The following is an 18,641-nucleotide window of genomic DNA, read 5'->3' on the forward strand; positions in this document are numbered from 1 at the left end:
CCCGACAAGGCTAGGCAAGCAATTGCATCCTCAAACTGTCGGGTTACTTGTTTCTGGAGCCCTAAAAAATATAAAAATCAGGGCAAGCCATCTATGAAATCTTTTAACAAGCCTGCCAAAACCTTTGCTGAACAAATCGAGTTATTAAAAGCGCGTGGTATGCAATTTGCCAATGAGCAAGATGCACAATTTTACCTAGAGCAAATCAATTATTATCGCTTAGGTGCCTACTGGCTTCCGTTTGAATACACCCATTCACCACATTGCTTTAAACCAGATACCAGTTTTGAACAGGTGTTAGCGCTGTATGTATTTGATCGTGAATTAAGGTTACTTATCCTGGATGCCATAGAACGCCTGGAAGTTGCCGTTCGTACCCGTTTTGCCTATGAATTGGCACATCGGCATGGTTGTCACGCCTATCTGCAAGGGCAATATTTTAAACCCACCTTTAGATGGCAAAGCTTACTCGAATCACTGAAAACTGAAGTGTCCCGGGCAGATGAAGTCTTTATAGAACACTATAAACGTACTTATGATGATCCTGAATTACCACCGATTTGGGCAACCTGCGAAGTCATGAGTTTTGGGCAACTGTCCAAGTGGTATCAGCTCTTGGCACCGATTCAGACACGTAAAGCCATTTCCAGTCATTTTGATTGCGATGAAAAACAGTTTGAAGGCTTATTGCAGCATTTTGTCTACTTAAGAAATACCTGTGCTCATCATTCAAGACTATGGAACCGTAAATTTACCAAAACCATCGCCAAGCCGCGCAGTAAGCCGATGGGGCTTCGGGTGCAATGCAATTTTGAAAATACCAACGCATCAGATCGAAAAATTTATAACAGTCTGGTATTTCTACTCTATTTCATGGACAAAATCGCTCCGCAGCATACATGGCGTAAACGTCTGGTTGATCTGCTTTTGACACATCACAACATATCAAAAACAGCGATGGGCTTCCCTGAAGATTGGCAAAGCTATCCAGTTTGGCAAATAGAACAGTAATAAAGAAATTTGAGTATTTAGGGGTAGGGGAAACATGAGATCGGATGCAACTTTAGAAACTATTTTCCAGCAAGATATTATTGCGCAAATGCAATCGCATGGTTGGATTGTGGGTTCTGGGCAAGGCTACAATTGTGAAAAAGCCCTGTATGAGCAAGACGTACTCGACTTTGTACAAAAGACCCAACAGGTCGAGTGGCAGAAATTTAAAAACATCTTCCCCAATGATACCGAACGCCATTTTTTAGATACCGTGGTGGCTCAGCTTAAAAAAGCCGATATCAATGCCACCGATGTTGAATCCCGTAGTTATGGCATATTGGGCATACTCCGTCATGGCATCAAGACCCGTGGTACACGCTTTTCATTCTGTCAGTTTAAACCTGAACATGGCTTAAACCCTGAACTGAATCAGCGCTATCAGCAAAATATCTGCCGTGTCGTGCCTGAACTGGTGTATAGCCCATACACATCCAAAGCCGAATTAGAGGCAACTGGCAAACAAGCCAAGAAATGGCGGATTGACTTGGTACTGTTTATCAATGGTTTTCCTGTGGCAACTCTGGAACTCAAGTCCGAGTTTAAACAGGCTGTGCAAAATGCCATGACACAGTACCGGAAAACCCGATTGCCCAAAGACCCTGAAACCAATAAGCCTGAACCCTTGTTGATGTTTAAACGCGGGGCATTGGTACACTTTGCCGTCAGTCAGTATGAAGTCTATATGGCGACGCATTTGAATGGTGACAGCACCTACTTCCTGCCATTTAACAAAGGTACTTCAGCGCAGGGTGCAGGTAATGATGTGCCTGAAGATGTCAATGAATACGCCACAGGCTATTTATGGAATGAAGTCTTAACCCCGGATAGCTTGCTGAATATTTTGGGTAACTTTATTCATTTACAGATTGAAGAAAAGGAAGACTGGGAAGGGCGCAAATATAAAAAAGAAAGCCTGATTTTCCCCCGTTATCACCAATGGAAAGTGGTGAATAACTTAGTTCAAGATTCATTGGCAGAAGGTACAGGGCAAAAATACCTGATTCAGCACAGTGCCGGTTCAGGGAAATCCAACTCGATTGCATGGACGGCGCATCAACTATCCAGTCTCTACGATGCCAACAATAAAAAGATGTTTGATTCGGTGATTGTGGTGACAGACCGAACCATCCTGGATGCACAGCTACAAGATACCATCTACCAGTTTGAACATGCCGATGGCGTCGTGGGTCGGATTAACAATAAAGAAGGTGATGGCTCTAAATCCGAGAAACTGGCCAAAGCCTTGGAAATGGCACAGCCGATTATCATCGTCACCATTCAGACCTTCCCGTTTGTACTGCGTGCCATCGAAAACAGCACAACCCTAAAAGAACGTAAATACGCCGTCATTGCCGATGAAGCACATTCATCCCAAAGTGGTTCCACGGCGCGTCAGCTCAAAGAAACCCTGATGATTGAAGAGCGTGAAGAAGATGAACAGCTTTCTTCTGAAGATGTACTCGATGCCGTGATGGCATCACGTAAGGGCAGTGCAAACCTAAGCTTCTATGCCTTTACCGCAACCCCAAAGGATAAAACCTTGCAACTGTTTGGACGCTTGCCCGATCCAAGTATGCCGCCGTCTAAAACCAATATTCCTGTGGCATACCATGTCTATTCCATGCGCCAAGCGATTGAAGAAGGCTTTATTCTGGATGTGCTGAAGAATTACACCAACTATAAAGTGATCTATAAACTCAAGCAGAAGATCGAAGAAAAAGATACTCAGGTCGATGCCAAGAAAGCCAAGACTAAGCTGAATCAGTGGGTACGCTTACACGATCATAATATCTCACAAAAAGTGCATATCATCATTGAGCATTTCAAGAAGAATATTATGGGCTTACTCGGTGGACAAGCCAAAGCCATGGTGGTGACCAGTTCTCGTAAAGAAGCGGTACGCTATAAACAAGCCTTTGATAAATACATTGCTGAACAAAAGTATGCCAACATTCAAGCGATGGTGGCATTCTCAGGCGATGTAGAATTTAATGCCAATGATGCAGACAGTAGCCATCTGTTAGGTCAGAAATTTACTGAAAGCAATATGAATCCAAATCTGAAAGGTCGTGAGATGCGTAAGGCATTCGACAGTGATGACTTTCAGGTGATGATTGTGGCGAATAAGTTTCAGACCGGTTTTGACCAGCCGAAACTGTGTGCCATGTACGTGGATAAAAAATTGGGTGGTGTGGAATGCGTACAGACCTTATCGCGATTAAACCGGACCTATCCTGCGAAATCTGAAATAGGCACCTTTGTGCTGGATTTCTTTAACGATCCACAAGACATTCTCGATGCTTTCCAACCGTATTATCAAACAGCGGAACTGGCGGATGTATCCAATCCCGATCAGGTTTATGATCTGTTTGAAAAGCTGAAAGCCTCAGGCATTTTCCTCTGGACTGAGGTAGAACAGTTCGTTGAGGCCTTCTACAGCAAAAATAAATCCAGTGCAGCCCTCGCAAACATCTGTAAGCCAGCTTTACAACGCTGGCAGCATCGTTATAAACAAGCCATCAATGATTATGATGTCACCAAGAACCGTTTAGAGATTACCAAGCGAACTGGTGAGCCTGTATTGATTGCCAATGCTGAAAATGAATTTGCAGAAGCGAAGAAAGCCCGTGATGCGCTGGAAATCTTCAAAAAGGATTTAGGCAGTTTCACCCGGTTCTATGAATTTATGTCTCAGATCGTGGAATATGACGATCAAGAACTTGAGAAGCTGAGTCTTTTTGCGCGTAACTTACGCCCAATGCTGCGTGAACAAGCTGCGGATGAAGATGAGATCGATCTGAGCAATGTGGCGATGAGCCATTACCGCTTGTCTAAGCTTCGTCAGCAGGATATTCAGCTTAAAGCAGACAGTACTGAGCATAAACTTGAACCTGGGAATGACTTGGGTACAGCCAAGGCGAAAGACAAGAAAGAAGACTTCCTGTCAGTGATTTTAAGCCGTGTGAATGAAATCTTTATCACGGATAAGCTGACAGATAAAGACATGATTAATTATGTTCATACCGTAGCGGATAAGATGTCTGAAAACATACGGATGATGAAGCAGATTCAAAACAATACCCGTGAACAAGCGATGCTCGGTGAGTTTGATACGGCGCTTGATGACGCCGTCTTGGATAGCAATGATGCTCATACTGAGCAAATGACACAGCTGATGAGTGATCCTGCAAAGATGCGACAGTTTGCGCACATTATTTATGATGTGTTGGTTAATAGAGAACGAGATTTATAAACATTTCGATGTGTAGCAGATAATTTATTTAAATATTTGGGGTTATAGTGGAAAAATTTACGTGGATTAAAACTTTTGAGCAAATTTCAGAATGGTTGTTAAGTTATGAAGAAAATCAAAGCTATTTAGTAAGTGTTTTAAAAAAAATTGGAATTGAAGGGGGGCTTTTAGATTATGAACTTGAGGAAAAATATCTTGAGGTCAAAGCTGAAAAAGACAAAGAGGCGAAAAAAGAACTTATAACAAAAAATACAGTTCCTTTGAATGAGATAGACCCTTTTACTTTTATTTCATTAATACTCAAAAATTCAAAATATGAAAATTTAATTAAACTTCTTTCTAATTTAAAGGAAGAAATAGCCGAATTACACTTGCCATCAGATTTTAAGGGCGTACCGACTCCTAATCCTCAAGGCTCGTGGTTTTTTGCTTTTAAGTATGAGAGAGATGAGAATGATATAAAAGTTTTATGGAATTTATTTAAAGCTATTCATAGGAAAGAAGATATTGAAGATAAGTTTAATGCTGCATTAGAAGTAAAATATACTGCTTTGGCATCATTAACACAGATGTTATTTGTATTCTTTCCAACGGACTTTTTTCCAGTGGATGGCCAAACGAAAGAATGGCTTGCATACCAAGACTTGGTTTATAAGAATATAAAATGGAATGAATACGCAAATTTAATAAATATACTTAAAAAAAATTACAAAACAGATTTTCCACGACTATCTCACACATGTTGGTTTATTAATCAATGGTTGTTTGATAAGGAAACTGCTGAGGAATTACTTTCAATAAGATTAAATAGAATCACAGATGGTGTTGAATATATTAAAGGTTTTATAACTAATGATGGAAAACAAATCGCTTTAGAGGTAAGTAATAAATCTAATAATTTTAATATTATTTTTGAAGAAAAAATTCCGGATAACTTTGATTTAAAGTACGAGTTTAGAAAAGTTGGTAATGCTAATCTAGAAGGACATGCTCCTAATTTAGCAAATAAAGATGTATGTGTTATTAGAACAAGTAAAAATTTTGACTGGTATGACTTTTTGCTTATTTTGGATTGGTATGAAGGTTCAACAGTAATGTCTTTACCAAGTAATAATTCAACTGAAATTATGGATGAGAGCAGAAAAATGGCAAAGATCAATGAACCTTTAAATCAAATCCTTTCTGGTCCTCCTGGCACTGGTAAAACTTATGCTACTACCGAACTCGCTGTTCAAATTGCAGTTCCAGAATGGTATGCATATTTAGAGATAGAAAATGAAAATGATCGACATGAAACGATCAAGGCTAAATATGATGAGCTGATCCAAAAAAAACAAATTGCATTTACAACGTTCCATCAAAGCTTTGCTTATGAAGATTTTATTGAAGGTTTAAAAGCATATATCCCAGATAATCAAGATAAGATCGCTTATAAAGTTGAAGATGGTGTGTTCAAGCAAATTTCATTAGCTGCGGAAAGATCACAAGGTATTGTTCAAAAAACAGATATAGGTCTGAATGATGCGCCTAAAATATGGAAAATATCCCTTGGAGAACGTTGGGATTTAGAGCGTAGACAGCACTATTTTAAGAATCAACAAGCACGTATAGGTTGGAGTGCAACTGGTGACTTAAGTGAAGAGCGTAGTGAACAAGAGAGAGATTATTTCGAAAAACTGAAGTCTAATGCACTTTCAACTTTATTTGATTTTAGTGAGCGAATGAGTGTTGGTGATGTAGTTCTTTGCTTAAAGGATCAATCAACTGTCCAGGCAATTGGTATAATAAATTCAGATTACTATTTTGATAAAAAAGCATCTCAGGAAGACGAAGATTTTGCTCATGTTCGAAATGTAAATTGGCTTGCTACAGATATCGACTTTAATATTTTAACTTTAAATCATAATAAAAAATTAACTCTTAAAACTGTATACGAACTCTATAGAATGAGTTGGTCTAAAATTGTTGAAGAGCTTAAACTTCAGAAAATTGAGATAGATGGTGTTACAAATACAGATTTAGAAAAGAATGAGAACCTTAATTATGTCCTAATTATGGATGAAATTAATCGAGGAAATATTTCTAAAATTTTTGGTGAGCTTATTACGTTAATTGAAGATGATAAGCGTAGTGGGAAAAAGGATGCACGGGAGTTAATGCTTCCTTATTCTAAAGATTTGTTTAGTGTTCCATCTAATTTATATCTTATAGGTACAATGAATACAGCAGATAAGTCTTTAACACAATTAGATTTAGCTTTACGCCGTCGTTTCGAATTTAAAGAAGTTTTACCAAATCCAAAAGTATTAGAATCGGCGAATCAATATGGTATTGATGTTGTACAAATACTTTCAAAAATTAATGAACGTATTCAATGTTTAAAAGGAAAAGAATTTCAAATAGGGCATAGCTACTTTATGCCTCTATGTAAACAATTCGATGATGAAAGTGAATATATTGGGACATTGCAACGTATTTTTAAAAATAAAATTCTGCCTCTTTTGCAAGAATATTTCTTTAGTAATCTAGCCCAAATTGGTTTGATCCTAAACGATAATCCTGCGGATGAAGTTGCAAAAAGAATTATTGAAGATATTGGTCAGAAGGAATCATTGTTTCCATTTGCTGAAAATACACTTAAAGTAAATCCTATGAATATGATTAAGTTAAATGTGGATTGCTTTAATTCATTAAAGCGTTTTCAGCAGATCTACCAATGATGATTACAGTAACAGAGTATGCAGAACTGCAGTCTTATAATAAGGCTGCAATTTCTAATACGAAGAAAGCATATGTCAGCCAAGAAACGCTTGATTGGCTTATTGATAATTATCAAGATTGGAAACCTGACGAAACCGATGCTGAACCTGTTTTAACAGACTTTAAAAAGAATAGTTTTAAGTTAGGGGCTTATGTTGGCTATATTCAGAGTCCGTTTAACGGCGAACAAATTCAGATTTATCCCAAAATTGAAATTGGTAACGGTTCGATAGCTGAGTCTAAAGCGATACTCAAAAAAATGCTTGAAGCAGTATATGATCTAAATGCTAAAGAGTTATCAGAAGCTGATTTAGATCATCAAGAATTGCCTCTTCATGAGTGGATTATTACTAAATTTTTAGGAGAATTAGAACAACTTCTTCATATAGGCTTTAAGCGGGATTATGAGCTGATCCAGGATGAGCAATCTTTTGTTAAAGGACGATTGTTAGTTGATAAGCAAATGCGCAGAGGTCCTGGCCAAGAAGCAATCTTTGATCTTGAATATGATGATTTTTTATTTAATGGTGTAGAAAATCGCTTAATAAAAACAGCATTGAATTATGTGTTAGAACTTACGAGAAGTGAGCAATCGCTACTCATGGCATATGATTTTTCTGTGCTGCTTGAAAGTATTCCTGAATTATTGAATCCGAACGATTATATAAATAAATGGAGAGAAGATAGGCTTTTAAGTCACTATATGGGAATTAAACCATGGTGTGAAATCATTTTGACTCATATTAGTCCATCATTTCAGCACGGGCTACATAGAGGGATTTCTTTATTATTTTCAATGCCTCATCTCTTTGAAAAGTATGTAGCTAAATTAATAGAAATAAGACCTGCAAATAAATTGTATCTACAACCTAGTCAAAGAACATTGATTGAGCATGAACCGAAAGAAGCTAAAAGACAGCATTGGTTTAAATTAGAGCCAGATATGGCTATTAGAGAAGGAATAGATTTCAAAGTTATTGTTGATACTAAATGGAAATTAATTAATCAAAATAAGAAAACATCCCAAGAGAAGTACGGTATTAGCCAAGCTGATCTTTATCAAATGTTTGCTTATGGACATAAATATTTAAATGCTTCAGGAAAGATTGTTCTCATATATCCGATGCATTCCAATTTCACTGTACCTTTACCAATATTTCATTTTTCAGATCAACTTTCTTTGTATGTGATTCCTTGTGATTTATTGAAGGAAAAGTTAGTACATGAAAATTTAATTGAACAGATAATCTAATAAGAGAATTCGAATTAAGAGTGTTTTAAAGCAGAAAACAAATCCAGAATTATTAGATAAGGCAAAGGTGAATATTTTTAAAAAATTAAGATCATATTCTAGTTAGGTATTTGATAGGCCTATTATTTTAGCTCTTGGCTAGGCTACGAGCTAAAGTGATTTAGGGACATGTTAGCTTAAATTCGAACCTTAGTATTAATTTTTTTTGTGATATATTGCACATAATTATTTAATAAAAATCAACTTTATAATAGTTGAAGGGGAACGGTTGTGAATTTTTTAGCTATTGCAGCATTTTTGCAAAGTTATTTTATTATCCCAGGTCTTATGGGAATATTTGTCGCTGTAATTAGCTATAGGTTCTACATAAAATATATTAAACCAGCAAAACAGCTTGATACTCAATTAGGCGATGCCATAAAAGCTTTAAAGAAAGTTGAACAGCAACCTAATGTTAATACTCATGCTTTAGATCATGTTTTTGAAAATAGTATTCCATTAAAACATGCATGGTTAAATTACAAACATTCTTTCCATGATAGCTATGAAGTTGTCGATGGCGCAGATGTTTTAAAAGCATCTCGTGCGACTATATCGAGTGATATTTTTTTCTCGCAATCGGTTATTGTTGATACTCCACTAAGAGTTGAATTTTATAAACATCTTCCCGGGATTATCACGGGTGTCGGCATTATTGCTACATTTGCAGGCTTACTGTGCGGATTATTAGCTTTTGATCCAGCAGGTAATCCTGAAAAAGTGCAAGATAGTCTTGGATTACTCTTAGGTGGTGTGAGTGAAGCCTTTATGGCATCTGCATTGGCTATTGCTACAGCAATGTTAATTACATGGCGTGAGAAATCGTGGTTAAGACAGTGTTATGCTCAGTTGGAAATGTTAACAACAGAGATAGATGATTTCTTTGAATCTGATGATACCGGTGAGGAATATTTAGCGAAATTACTGAAATCATCGCAAGCAAATGAAACGAATGCACGTCAGTTGAAAGATAGTTTAGTCAATGAACTAAAAGTAATGATGACTAACTTGGTTGATGAAAATAAAAAGAATCAAATGGCTTTTACATCACAATTAACTGATAGCTATGCCAAAACAAGCAAAGATATGGCTGATCAAATAGGTCAGTCTATTTCCGATAATTTACAAGCACCATTAGAGAAAATTGCGTCAAGTGTACAGCAGGTCAGTGGTGATCAAAGTTCTGCTGTCCAAGAGTTAATGACAGATGTACTCACTGCATTTATGACCAAACTAGAATCAACATTTGGTACTCAAATGAATGGTATGAGTGAGATGATGACTCAATCAGTATCTGCAATGAGAGAGATGCAATTAGGATTCACTCAATTAATTACTGATATGAAAGTGAATAGTGAAAATTCGACAAAAAGCTTAGAAAACCAAATGTCTAAAATGATTGAGGATATTCAGCAAAAGCAAAATGCGATGTCCGATCAAATGAATTCAATGGTCGAACACTTGTCTAAGGGTGCAGAAAAAATTGGAGAACAGGGACAATATGCGATTGAACAATTAAATGGGAAAGTTTCTGAGCTGATTGGACATATGGGCGGAACTATGTCGGGTGTGATGGCGGATATTGCTAAACAGCGTATAGAGCAAGATCGTACAATTGCGGATAATCAGCATAAGTTACATGAACAATCTTCAATCCTAATTGATAGTCTTGGGGTAGAGATCAAAGAATTAATCGTGCATAGTCAAAATGCAGTTGAATCTTATAAAAACAATATTCAAAAGCTCACTCAGGTGACGACTGATAGTATTACAGGAATGAACAACGGCGCAGAAAAAATGCGTATAGCTTCGGAACAATTTAATATAGCTGGTACTTCACTTATTAGTGTCACAGATAAAACATCACAATTGATCTCAGAAGTAACCACTACATCTACTCATCTGACTAGTGCAAGCAATAATCTTATTTCGTTATTGAGTGATTATAAAAATTCTCAGGATAGCGTTAATAAGGCGATCAGTACGCTTGAGGGGCTGATTAAACAAGCGCAATCTGAAGCCGGTATGAATACTAAAATGCTTGAGGATATGAATCAAATGACAACAGCATTGAATCAAGTAAAAAAAGAGATGCAAGACTATCTTGAACAAGTCAGTGATGTGTTGGTGAAGAGTTTTGATAGCTTCGGGGCATCGGTTGAGACGAGTCTGAACCATTCTTTAGGTATATATGATAATACGCTTGACCAAGCAGTTAAGCGTCTTTCAAGTGGTGTAGAAGGCTTAGGTAGCTTTGTTGAAGATCTTGAAGATATCGTTAGACAAAAGAAAAACTAAGTCTGGAGTACATGAGCAATGCTAGGTAATCGGTACTCTAAAAAGGCACGTCCTAAAGATGAAGGTGAAAAACCTTTTTGGATTTCTTTTGCGGACTTAATGACAGCATTAATGACTTTATTTCTCGTTGTTATGGCTGTATCACTCATGATCGTCACTAAAAAGATTAATGAGGCTACTCAAGCTGAAGATCAAAGAAGTGCAGAAATTTTAAATATTTGTCAGAGTATCAAGCACAGTGTCAAATTGAAAGATGCAGGCATTGAAGTTGATTGTAAAAATAACCGCATTAATTTTGGTGAAGCTGGTCGTTTTTCACATAATGATTATCGTTTAAATGAGGTGGGTCGTAATCGTCTAAATACTATTGTGCCAATTATTCTTGAAGAAGCAAATAACCCACAAGGTGAAAAATGGTTTAAGCAAATAGTGATTGAAGGCTTTACAGATACAGATGGTTCATATCTATATAATTTAAACTTGAGTTTGCGTCGTTCAGAATGGGTGATGTGTAGTTTACTTGATCCTAAATTTAGTTCAGGCCTAACTTTAACTGAACAGCAAAAAAACCAGGTTAAGCAATTATTCTTGGCGGGGGGGGTGTCTTTTAACTCGGCTAAAGATAGTAAGGAAGCATCTCGCCGTGTTGAATTGAGAATGCAGTTTTATGGCTTAAAAGAAAAAGAAAGTGCAGAGCCTCAACCTCATTTTGTTTCAGCGCCGATTGAAACATGCCAATTGACGCGGTGATATCTATGAGCATAGCGAACTTGAAACGTCGTTTGGAGGAAAAATTAAGTGGTCATTCAGTTGTAGATGTTACAAATGCGAAATTTGTAAAGCCTCAACGACTGCTCAAAACACTTTCTGTGCTTGATCAGAAGTTTGATGATTTAGAAAATAGCCTTCCTCTAGATGAAAAAATTTTTAGGACAATTTCTAAATTAGAAAGCTCTGGTTTTGGGCACCTCACACGAAGAGATTGGAAAAATTTGGCTTGGGCATTAAGCAAAATACTGCCAGGTGCACAAGAAAAACTTATCTTTAGTGATATTGGTAAAAGGATTATTCAGCACTTTCAACAATCAGAGATGGACCTTATTGGACTCGTTTATTTTCCATTGTTGTATAGCTATTTTGCTTTAGAAAATGAAGATGTAAAAAACAAGCCAGCAATTTGGCTTCAATTAAGGGATGTATTAAATACAAATAGGTCAGGTGTTTATAGAGACTTAAAACGTCCTAAAAAATGGATGAATACCCTTGTTGATTATTCAGAAATTTTATCTAATTCACCAACAAAATCATTTGTTAAAAGATTTTTAGAAGGTAAAGACGCAAGTAGTGTTGCAAATGAATTAGAAAGCTTAAAGATGGCACCTAATAGTTGGTTTTGGGATGATTTAATTAAATCTTCCATTCAATCTATTAACGGTATGAATGAGCAGGATTATTTGAAAATTATCCCTCGTTTTTTGCATTTGGCTGAACAAAATTTATTGTTTACCACAGATATCTTAATAGCACTTCTAGAACGTTATGCAAAAACCTCAGAGCGGCAAAAGGTGCATGAGGAATTAAAATATATTGCTTTAAATCAGTGGGATAATCCACAGTATGATTCTTCTGCTGGTTGGAATAATGTAAATGCTGATACAAAGAAAATGGTCATTCAATGGTTTGTAAGAGCTGATTTAGAAGCTTTCTTTAAGTTGTTTAGTGCATCTGCAGATGTAAATCGTTTTAATTATTGGATTAAATTTATCGATAAAATTTCTTTCTCACAAATTTTTCTTGGGCCTGCAGCATTCCAATCTCAACAATTTCAACATAAAAAATTTCGAGATTTGAATCGTGGACGTTTGAAAAAACTAGTTGGATCTACCCCCACTAATAATGCTTTCATGTTAAAAATTGAAAATTTGTATGTCATTGATTTTTCAGATACCGGTAATGCATGCTTCATTGTTAATAAAATTCCATACAATGAAAATAAGTTTGAAGTACATCGAGATACTTTAAAACCATGGAATAATTTACTTAAGCTAAGCCATACACCTGGCTGGCAATCACGTTTTGATTCTAAAATGGCAGAATTAGGTGTGTTTTCTAATCAAACCGAAGTGAATAACTACAATTCAGGCTATAGAAAATATTAGGAAAAATGATGAAACTAGCATTTTGGAAAAGAAAGAAAAGTACTGAATCTGTACGAGAAGAATCTATTCAATTGAATTCCAAATCTTTTACGTATGATGAAGTAGGTGTAGTTTACTCACATACACAAAATGCTAAAACAGATGCTGATTTCTATTGGGAAAGCTTAGAAGAGGAAGAGCTTGCATACCTTATAGATAACCACTTTGTGTTGCCTTGGGAAGAGCTTTTTCAAATTCAGCAAGACTTAGAACATAGTAATGTGATTCACTTGCTAAACCTACCGGCACAAACTTCTTTTCGTCCAATAATTAGAAGTGAAGGAGGGTTAAGTGACCCAGATTTCAAAATAATTTTAGATGGTTGGTTGAACGAAAATAATATTAAGGTTAAAAGTTCTATTCAGCGAGTTGGAGCTATTTTAACTATTGATGGTACAGAACATTTATTGAGTGAATCAAGTTTTCAACTTGTCGAAAAATTAAAAGAGTTTTCACGTATAGAGAATAAAGATACGAAACAGAACCAGAAATATTGGGCGAATATCAGAAAATTGGCCAATAAGTCTAATGCAAATTTAGATGATTTTTTACGAAAGACAGTAGTTTTAGCACCTGAGAAACTACAGTTAAATATTCGAAAAAATTTGATTAGTCAGGAATCTGTTGTAGAGATTCAGCCTGAATTTGATGAAGCTCCATCAAATTGGCTGAAGACGTTTGATCAATATAATAATGTTCAAGATCAGTACAGTATTAGCTTAGCTGATGGTGGAATTGCACATGTAGTGATTGAACCTCAAGTGAAGCAAGTTCTGAATGAAATTAAAAAAATGCCGAACAGACGTATTTCTGGTGAGCGCGCGCACGCATTTTTACACAATCCATTTGCTCAACTAGGTGATGATGCAATTGAAGTTATTTCACCTGAGAGTTTTGAGGAGTCCAAGCAGCAAGCAGAAATTTATACTTATACTTTACAAATAGAAAAAAATTATGATGAGTTAAATCATTATGTTTCTGCGAAATTAGAGCTACAAGAGAATTCTGAAAGAGAACAAAATCCAATTTTCCTAGAACTATATAATGTGGATCAGACTTCTTATTTTATTCAAGCATATGAGAAAAAATCCCCTATTTTTATATGGGCAGGATATGAAATTGACCGAAGTAGCTATTTAGATGATCAAATTGAAGAATTAAAAAATGACCTAAATCAAATTCAAAAATATCAAGATGAACTACAAGCTCAAAAAGTATTGGATTTATCGAATTATAGCGGTCGTGTTATTGGTATTGGTGAAGCAGAAAAGCTGAACTCTGAATTTATTAAAAGAGATAGCGGTGAATCTGAATGGTTGCCACAGCATTTAATGGACTTAGAGCAGCAACTGCAAGATGAAAATTTTGATGAAACCATTGAATTACTTGAGCAGCGGATTAAGCAGGCAGAGCAAAACAGTCAAGATGAAGTTGAAATTCCATATACAGATAAAGAAGTGTCATTAGATGATGCCAAAAATTTACTAGACCGTTTATATGCTTCCAAGAAAGAAGAGCCCAAAGAGATATTAGAAGAATCTAACGCTAATTCACAGAAAAAGAAAAAAGATACATTATTAATTGCGAATAATATTGATGAAGCTGAATTTACAAAACAGCGAGTAAATCGCTTACTTTTTGATGAGAATAATCCTCCATCAGCTAAATTACCCGCTAGTTTTAGAAACCAAGAATTTAGTTTAAAGCCGCATCAAAAATATGGAATTGCATGGTTGCAGAATCTGCACCAGTATGCGCCAGAACAAGTCAGTGGATGTCTTTTAGCTGACGATATGGGCTTAGGTAAAACACTCCAGCTCTTATGTTTTATTGGTGAGTATCTTGAAAATGCTGAAGATAAGAAACCAGTGTTAATTGTGGCTCCAGTTTCACTGTTAGAGAATTGGGAAGCCGAAGCAAATCGATTCTTTAGTGGTAAATTTGCCAAAATATTAAGTTTATATGGTGATAACTTAAAAGATAGAAAAATTCCCAAGCATTTGATTTCAGCACAGTTAAGAGAAAATCATGGTATTACACACCTTTTACAGGACGATTGGCGTGGTGATGCTGATATTGTTTTAACAACCTACGAGACGATGCGTGATCTTGAATTTTCTTTAGCTAGAGAAGACTGGAGTATAATGATTTGTGATGAAGCACAAAAAATTAAAGTTCCTACAGCAATGGTGACAAAGGCTGCAAAAGCTCAAAAAGCAGATTTTAAAATTGCATGTACAGGTACTCCAGTAGAAAACTCTTTAACCGATCTTTGGTGCTTATTCGATTTCATTCAAGAAAACTTATTAGGTCCTTTAAATGAGTTTGGTAAAAGTTATCGAAAACCTATAGAAAATGCTGAAAATAATGATGAAGCAGCACTATTAAAGCTTCGTGAGTTGATAGCCCCTCAAGTCTTACGAAGAATGAAACATGATGTCGCAGATTTACCCGCTAAAACTGAGGTAGATCACTGTAAAAATATTGAAATTTCATTATTGCAAAGACAATTATATATTGATGTGGTTAACCGCTTTAAAAAATTGTCCGCAGAAGGTAATCAGGGAGCGATGTTAACTTCTCTGCATAGTATGAGAATGATCTGTGCTCATCCATTACAGTTTCAGCCAAGTGCTACTTTAAATGATTCTCCAAAAGTAAGTTGGTTAATCAAAACTTTAGAATCTATCAAGCAAAAAAATGAAAAAGTCATTATTTTTACTGAATTTAGAGACATTCAAGTGTTTCTTAAACGAATTCTTCTCGAAAGATTCGGCTTAAACGTTACAACGGTCAATGGTGATTCAAATACGAGCAGTAAAAAAGGCTTAACACGGCAAAACTTGATTGATAAATTTCAAGAAAAATTAGGATTTAATATCATTATCTTGTCCACTACAGCAGTAGGGTTTGGTGTTAACATTCAACGTGCTAATCATGTCATTCATTATACACGTAGTTGGAATCCAGCTAAGGAAGATCAAGCGACTGACCGTGCATATCGTATTGGGCAAGATAAAGAAGTTTTTGTTTACTATCCAACAGTTGTAACAGACGAATTCAAGACTTTCGAAGTAAAGTTGGATCGACTTTTATCAAGTAAAAGAGAATTAGCTGATGATATGTTAAAACCAAATATGGATTTAGGTCGTGAATTAATCAAATTAATTTAAAGGTTAATCAAAAGTTAATCCTAAATAAATTTGTCTAGAGTAAAGATATGGATTCTCATGGTTTTTATACGTATTATGCGAAATACAATTTTAGAATTATTTCATATTATTCAACTAACTAAAGATTACAGTAGTAATCTTTAGTTCATGGGATGAAAAAATAAAAACTACATCTATTGCGAATTAGTAAATAAAAAATAAAAGCTCAATAGATATCTTTCATAAATCAAAAAGTGATCTTCTTTTTGGTTAATATTTGTACCCTGGATTTCTTAGCATTCGTGCATAATCTGCGGATGAAATACATCGACTCAAACAAGCTTTCTGATCCTCAGTTCAAGCGATACACGGGCATCTCATGGTCAACCTTCTATTTAATGGTTGAGCAATTGAAAATGCATGTCCCACCTCTGGCAGACCGCTGGCGGGAATACCGAACATTATTTCACGTTGCGACGAGTTACGGTATTTCAGAGCCGACAGCTTCAAGAGTTGTACGTCATGTTGAAGACTGCCTGATTCGGTCCAATCTGTTTAATTTACCCAAAGATTTACCCGAGGGTGTGAAGGCATCGACTGGAATGTTGTGATCGTGGAGGCTACGGAAATTCCAATCCAAAGGCCTAAAAAAAAGAAAAGCTATAGTGGCAAGAAAAAGACCCATACCTTCAAAGTACAGGCCATGATTCACTACAAGACTCAGCAAATACTGAGTTTATGTAGCAGTCGCGGTGCTGTACATGATTTCGAGCTATTTAAAAGAAACATAAAGCTGATTCCTTCAGAAGCCTTTGTTCTTGCAGATAAAGGCTATCAGGGTATTTTATGCTCTGCATCCGAATAGTCTGTTACCTTTAAAAGCCAAAAGACGTTGTAAATTGGATCCTGAACTAAAAATCTATAATCAGAAAATCAATAAAAGAAGAATAGGAATTGAGCATGTATTTGGCAGCCTGAAAACCTTCAAGATCCTTGCTGAGCGTTATCGAAATAGAGGCAAAAGACTCGGTTTGAGATTCAATTTAATTGCTGGAATTTATAACTTGGAGCTGAGTAAAAAATGATTTATGAAAGAGATACCGTCTCCACCGTCAAGCAAATTATTAAGAATTGATGCAATAATTTGCTTGATAAGGTTGTTGGTGTTTGAGTACACCATAACAAAGATGGACTAACTTCCTCATCGCAGCTCCAATCGCCATCATCTTAGTTTTACCATTCGCTAATAAGCGCTCATTCATTTCTTTGATATGAGGGTTATGTCGAGTTGCTACAACGGCTGCCATATATAAACCAGCACGTATTTTGGAAGAGCCTGCTTTAGATAAGCGGCTTCTACCACGAATGGAGCTACCCGATTGTTTTTGAATTGGAACCAAGCCGATAAAGGCTGCTGCTTGGCTAGCTTTTTCAAAAGTGTGGCTGCGCAAGAAACTAAGCATTAATAAGCTGGTTCGGTCTGCAATGGCAGGAATACTACTGAGCAGATCTTTGTCATTTTTTAAATCTGGATTTTGGTCAATATGATTATCAATTTGCTGATCAATATTTTGTATGTGTTTGTTTAATTGCGTAATACTATTATGAATAGATTCCAGTACAGGCTCCATAGTAAAAGTAGAATTTGCTTTTTCCAAACGATTCTTTTCACGTTGTAAATCGTCGTAAAGGACAGCTCTTCTCTCTAGCAATGCATTAAGCAATTGAATATGTTCAGGCAGAGGTTGCCAAAAATGTAGATCTGCTGTCATTGCAAATCTGGCTAAAACTTCGCTATCTACCTTGTCTGTTTTATTCAGCTTGGACATACTCTGAGCAAAATATCGAGCTCTGGCAGGATTGGTTACACAGACCTGATAACCTGCTTTAAATAAATATTGAGCTAAGAATTCATGATAAATAGAAGTGGCTTCCATTAATGTAATGGTCTGCATAGAAGTAGCAGCATGGTGATTTAGCCAAATTTGAAGTTGCTCAAAACCGTTTTGTGTATTCGAAAAGGTTTTTGTCTTCTTCTTACTTGTAGAATTGTCTAAAATTAAACAGCAATCAATTTTAGCTTTAGCAACATCAATACCAAGATAAAACATAATCTTACCTGCCTGATTTACCCAATTATTGTTTTAGCATAACCACTGTCTTTTCTTGTGAATACAGCATCAGAGTGCTTAGTTACCGTCCAGAGTTGTGTAAGTGGTTAGGGCAAATTACAGGTTTTATCTCAAACCCAAACTTTATGTTTTGCTAGTACACGAAACTCTGTAATTTGCAATATAGTGATAGCTAATCACTATGAGGGGTAAGATACAAGGTCTAATAAGTTTAAGACCTTTCAAGGTAAGCCAAGCCATTTCCTTCACCTCCTGAATATAAAAAGTAGTAATAGCTTGAGCTATTTTTCATACAACAGCATCTAAATTAAATTGATTTATGCACTTTGGGGATAAAAGGGGTACTAGATGGAGCGCGCTTGAGGATGAAATTTTTCCACTATAGGGGGAGTGAAAAGCAAACTAAAAGGAATTAAATTCATGCTCATGGATGAATGTGTTCACAACCCTAATCTTCTTAAAGATAGCCAGAGTTATAACAACATGGCTGCTACTTCCTCTACT

12 protein-coding genes are annotated in these 18,641 nt (G+C 36.1%); 11 read left to right on the top strand and 1 reads right to left on the bottom strand.

Annotated features, from left to right (window positions below):
• Window positions 1–93 precede the first annotated feature (93 nt).
• The 11 genes from B9T26_RS12005 (at window position 94) to B9T26_RS15915 (ending at window position 17,090) form a co-directional block, all read left to right on the top strand.
• On the top strand, window positions 94–1,011 hold the full coding sequence (locus tag B9T26_RS12005) for an Abi family protein (RefSeq protein ID WP_086199914.1): 918 nt from the start codon (window positions 94–96) through the stop codon (window positions 1,009–1,011).
• Between the two features lie 34 nt (window positions 1,012–1,045).
• Window positions 1,046–4,306 (top strand): type I restriction endonuclease subunit R, encoded by a 3,261-nt coding sequence (locus tag B9T26_RS12010; RefSeq protein WP_086199915.1) that lies wholly within the window; start codon window positions 1,046–1,048, stop codon window positions 4,304–4,306.
• 47 nt (window positions 4,307–4,353) lie between these two features.
• The gene (locus tag B9T26_RS12015; protein ID WP_086199916.1) at window positions 4,354–7,026 is read left to right on the top strand and encodes an AAA family ATPase; all 2,673 of its coding nucleotides are present in this window, start codon (window positions 4,354–4,356) and stop codon (window positions 7,024–7,026) included.
• Window positions 7,023–8,318, top strand: a complete 1,296-nt coding sequence (locus B9T26_RS12020; protein WP_086199917.1) for an McrC family protein — start codon at window positions 7,023–7,025, stop codon at window positions 8,316–8,318. Before B9T26_RS12015 ends, B9T26_RS12020 begins: the two co-directional genes overlap by 4 nt.
• A gap of 327 nt (window positions 8,319–8,645) precedes the next feature.
• On the top strand, window positions 8,646–10,655 hold the full coding sequence (gene zorA, locus B9T26_RS12025) for an anti-phage ZorAB system protein ZorA (RefSeq protein WP_086199928.1): 2,010 nt from the start codon (window positions 8,646–8,648) through the stop codon (window positions 10,653–10,655).
• Window positions 10,656–10,673: 18 nt separating this feature from the next.
• The gene (gene zorB1 / locus B9T26_RS12030; protein ID WP_086199918.1) at window positions 10,674–11,405 is read left to right on the top strand and encodes a type I Zorya anti-phage system protein ZorB1; all 732 of its coding nucleotides are present in this window, start codon (window positions 10,674–10,676) and stop codon (window positions 11,403–11,405) included.
• A 20-nt stretch (window positions 11,406–11,425) separates the two neighbouring features.
• Window positions 11,426–12,814 (top strand): EH signature domain-containing protein, encoded by a 1,389-nt coding sequence (locus tag B9T26_RS12035; protein ID WP_319823190.1) that lies wholly within the window; start codon window positions 11,426–11,428, stop codon window positions 12,812–12,814.
• Between the two features lie 8 nt (window positions 12,815–12,822).
• Window positions 12,823–16,026, top strand: coding sequence for a DEAD/DEAH box helicase (locus tag B9T26_RS12040; RefSeq protein ID WP_086199920.1), 3,204 nt, complete (start codon window positions 12,823–12,825; stop codon window positions 16,024–16,026).
• Window positions 16,027–16,421: 395 nt separating this feature from the next.
• Window positions 16,422–16,616, top strand: a complete 195-nt coding sequence (locus B9T26_RS15730) for a helix-turn-helix domain-containing protein (protein WP_205666421.1) — start codon at window positions 16,422–16,424, stop codon at window positions 16,614–16,616.
• Between the two features lie 2 nt (window positions 16,617–16,618).
• Window positions 16,619–16,870 carry a transposase family protein gene (locus B9T26_RS15910; RefSeq protein ID WP_171262999.1) on the top strand — a complete coding sequence of 84 codons (252 nt, stop codon included), beginning with the start codon at window positions 16,619–16,621 and terminating at the stop codon, window positions 16,868–16,870.
• Window positions 16,871–16,904: 34 nt separating this feature from the next.
• Entirely contained in the window at window positions 16,905–17,090 is a 186-nt protein-coding gene (locus tag B9T26_RS15915; RefSeq protein ID WP_264754455.1) for a transposase, read from the top strand.
• Window positions 17,091–17,129: 39 nt separating this feature from the next.
• Here B9T26_RS15915 and B9T26_RS12055 read toward each other — a convergent pair whose 3' ends face one another.
• Window positions 17,130–18,116, bottom strand: coding sequence for an IS110 family transposase (locus B9T26_RS12055; RefSeq protein ID WP_086199922.1), 987 nt, complete (start codon window positions 18,114–18,116; stop codon window positions 17,130–17,132).
• Window positions 18,117–18,641 lie beyond the last annotated feature (525 nt).

It is taken from the genome of Acinetobacter sp. ANC 4169, assembly GCF_002135355.1.
Classification (GTDB): Bacteria; Pseudomonadota; Gammaproteobacteria; order Pseudomonadales; family Moraxellaceae; genus Acinetobacter.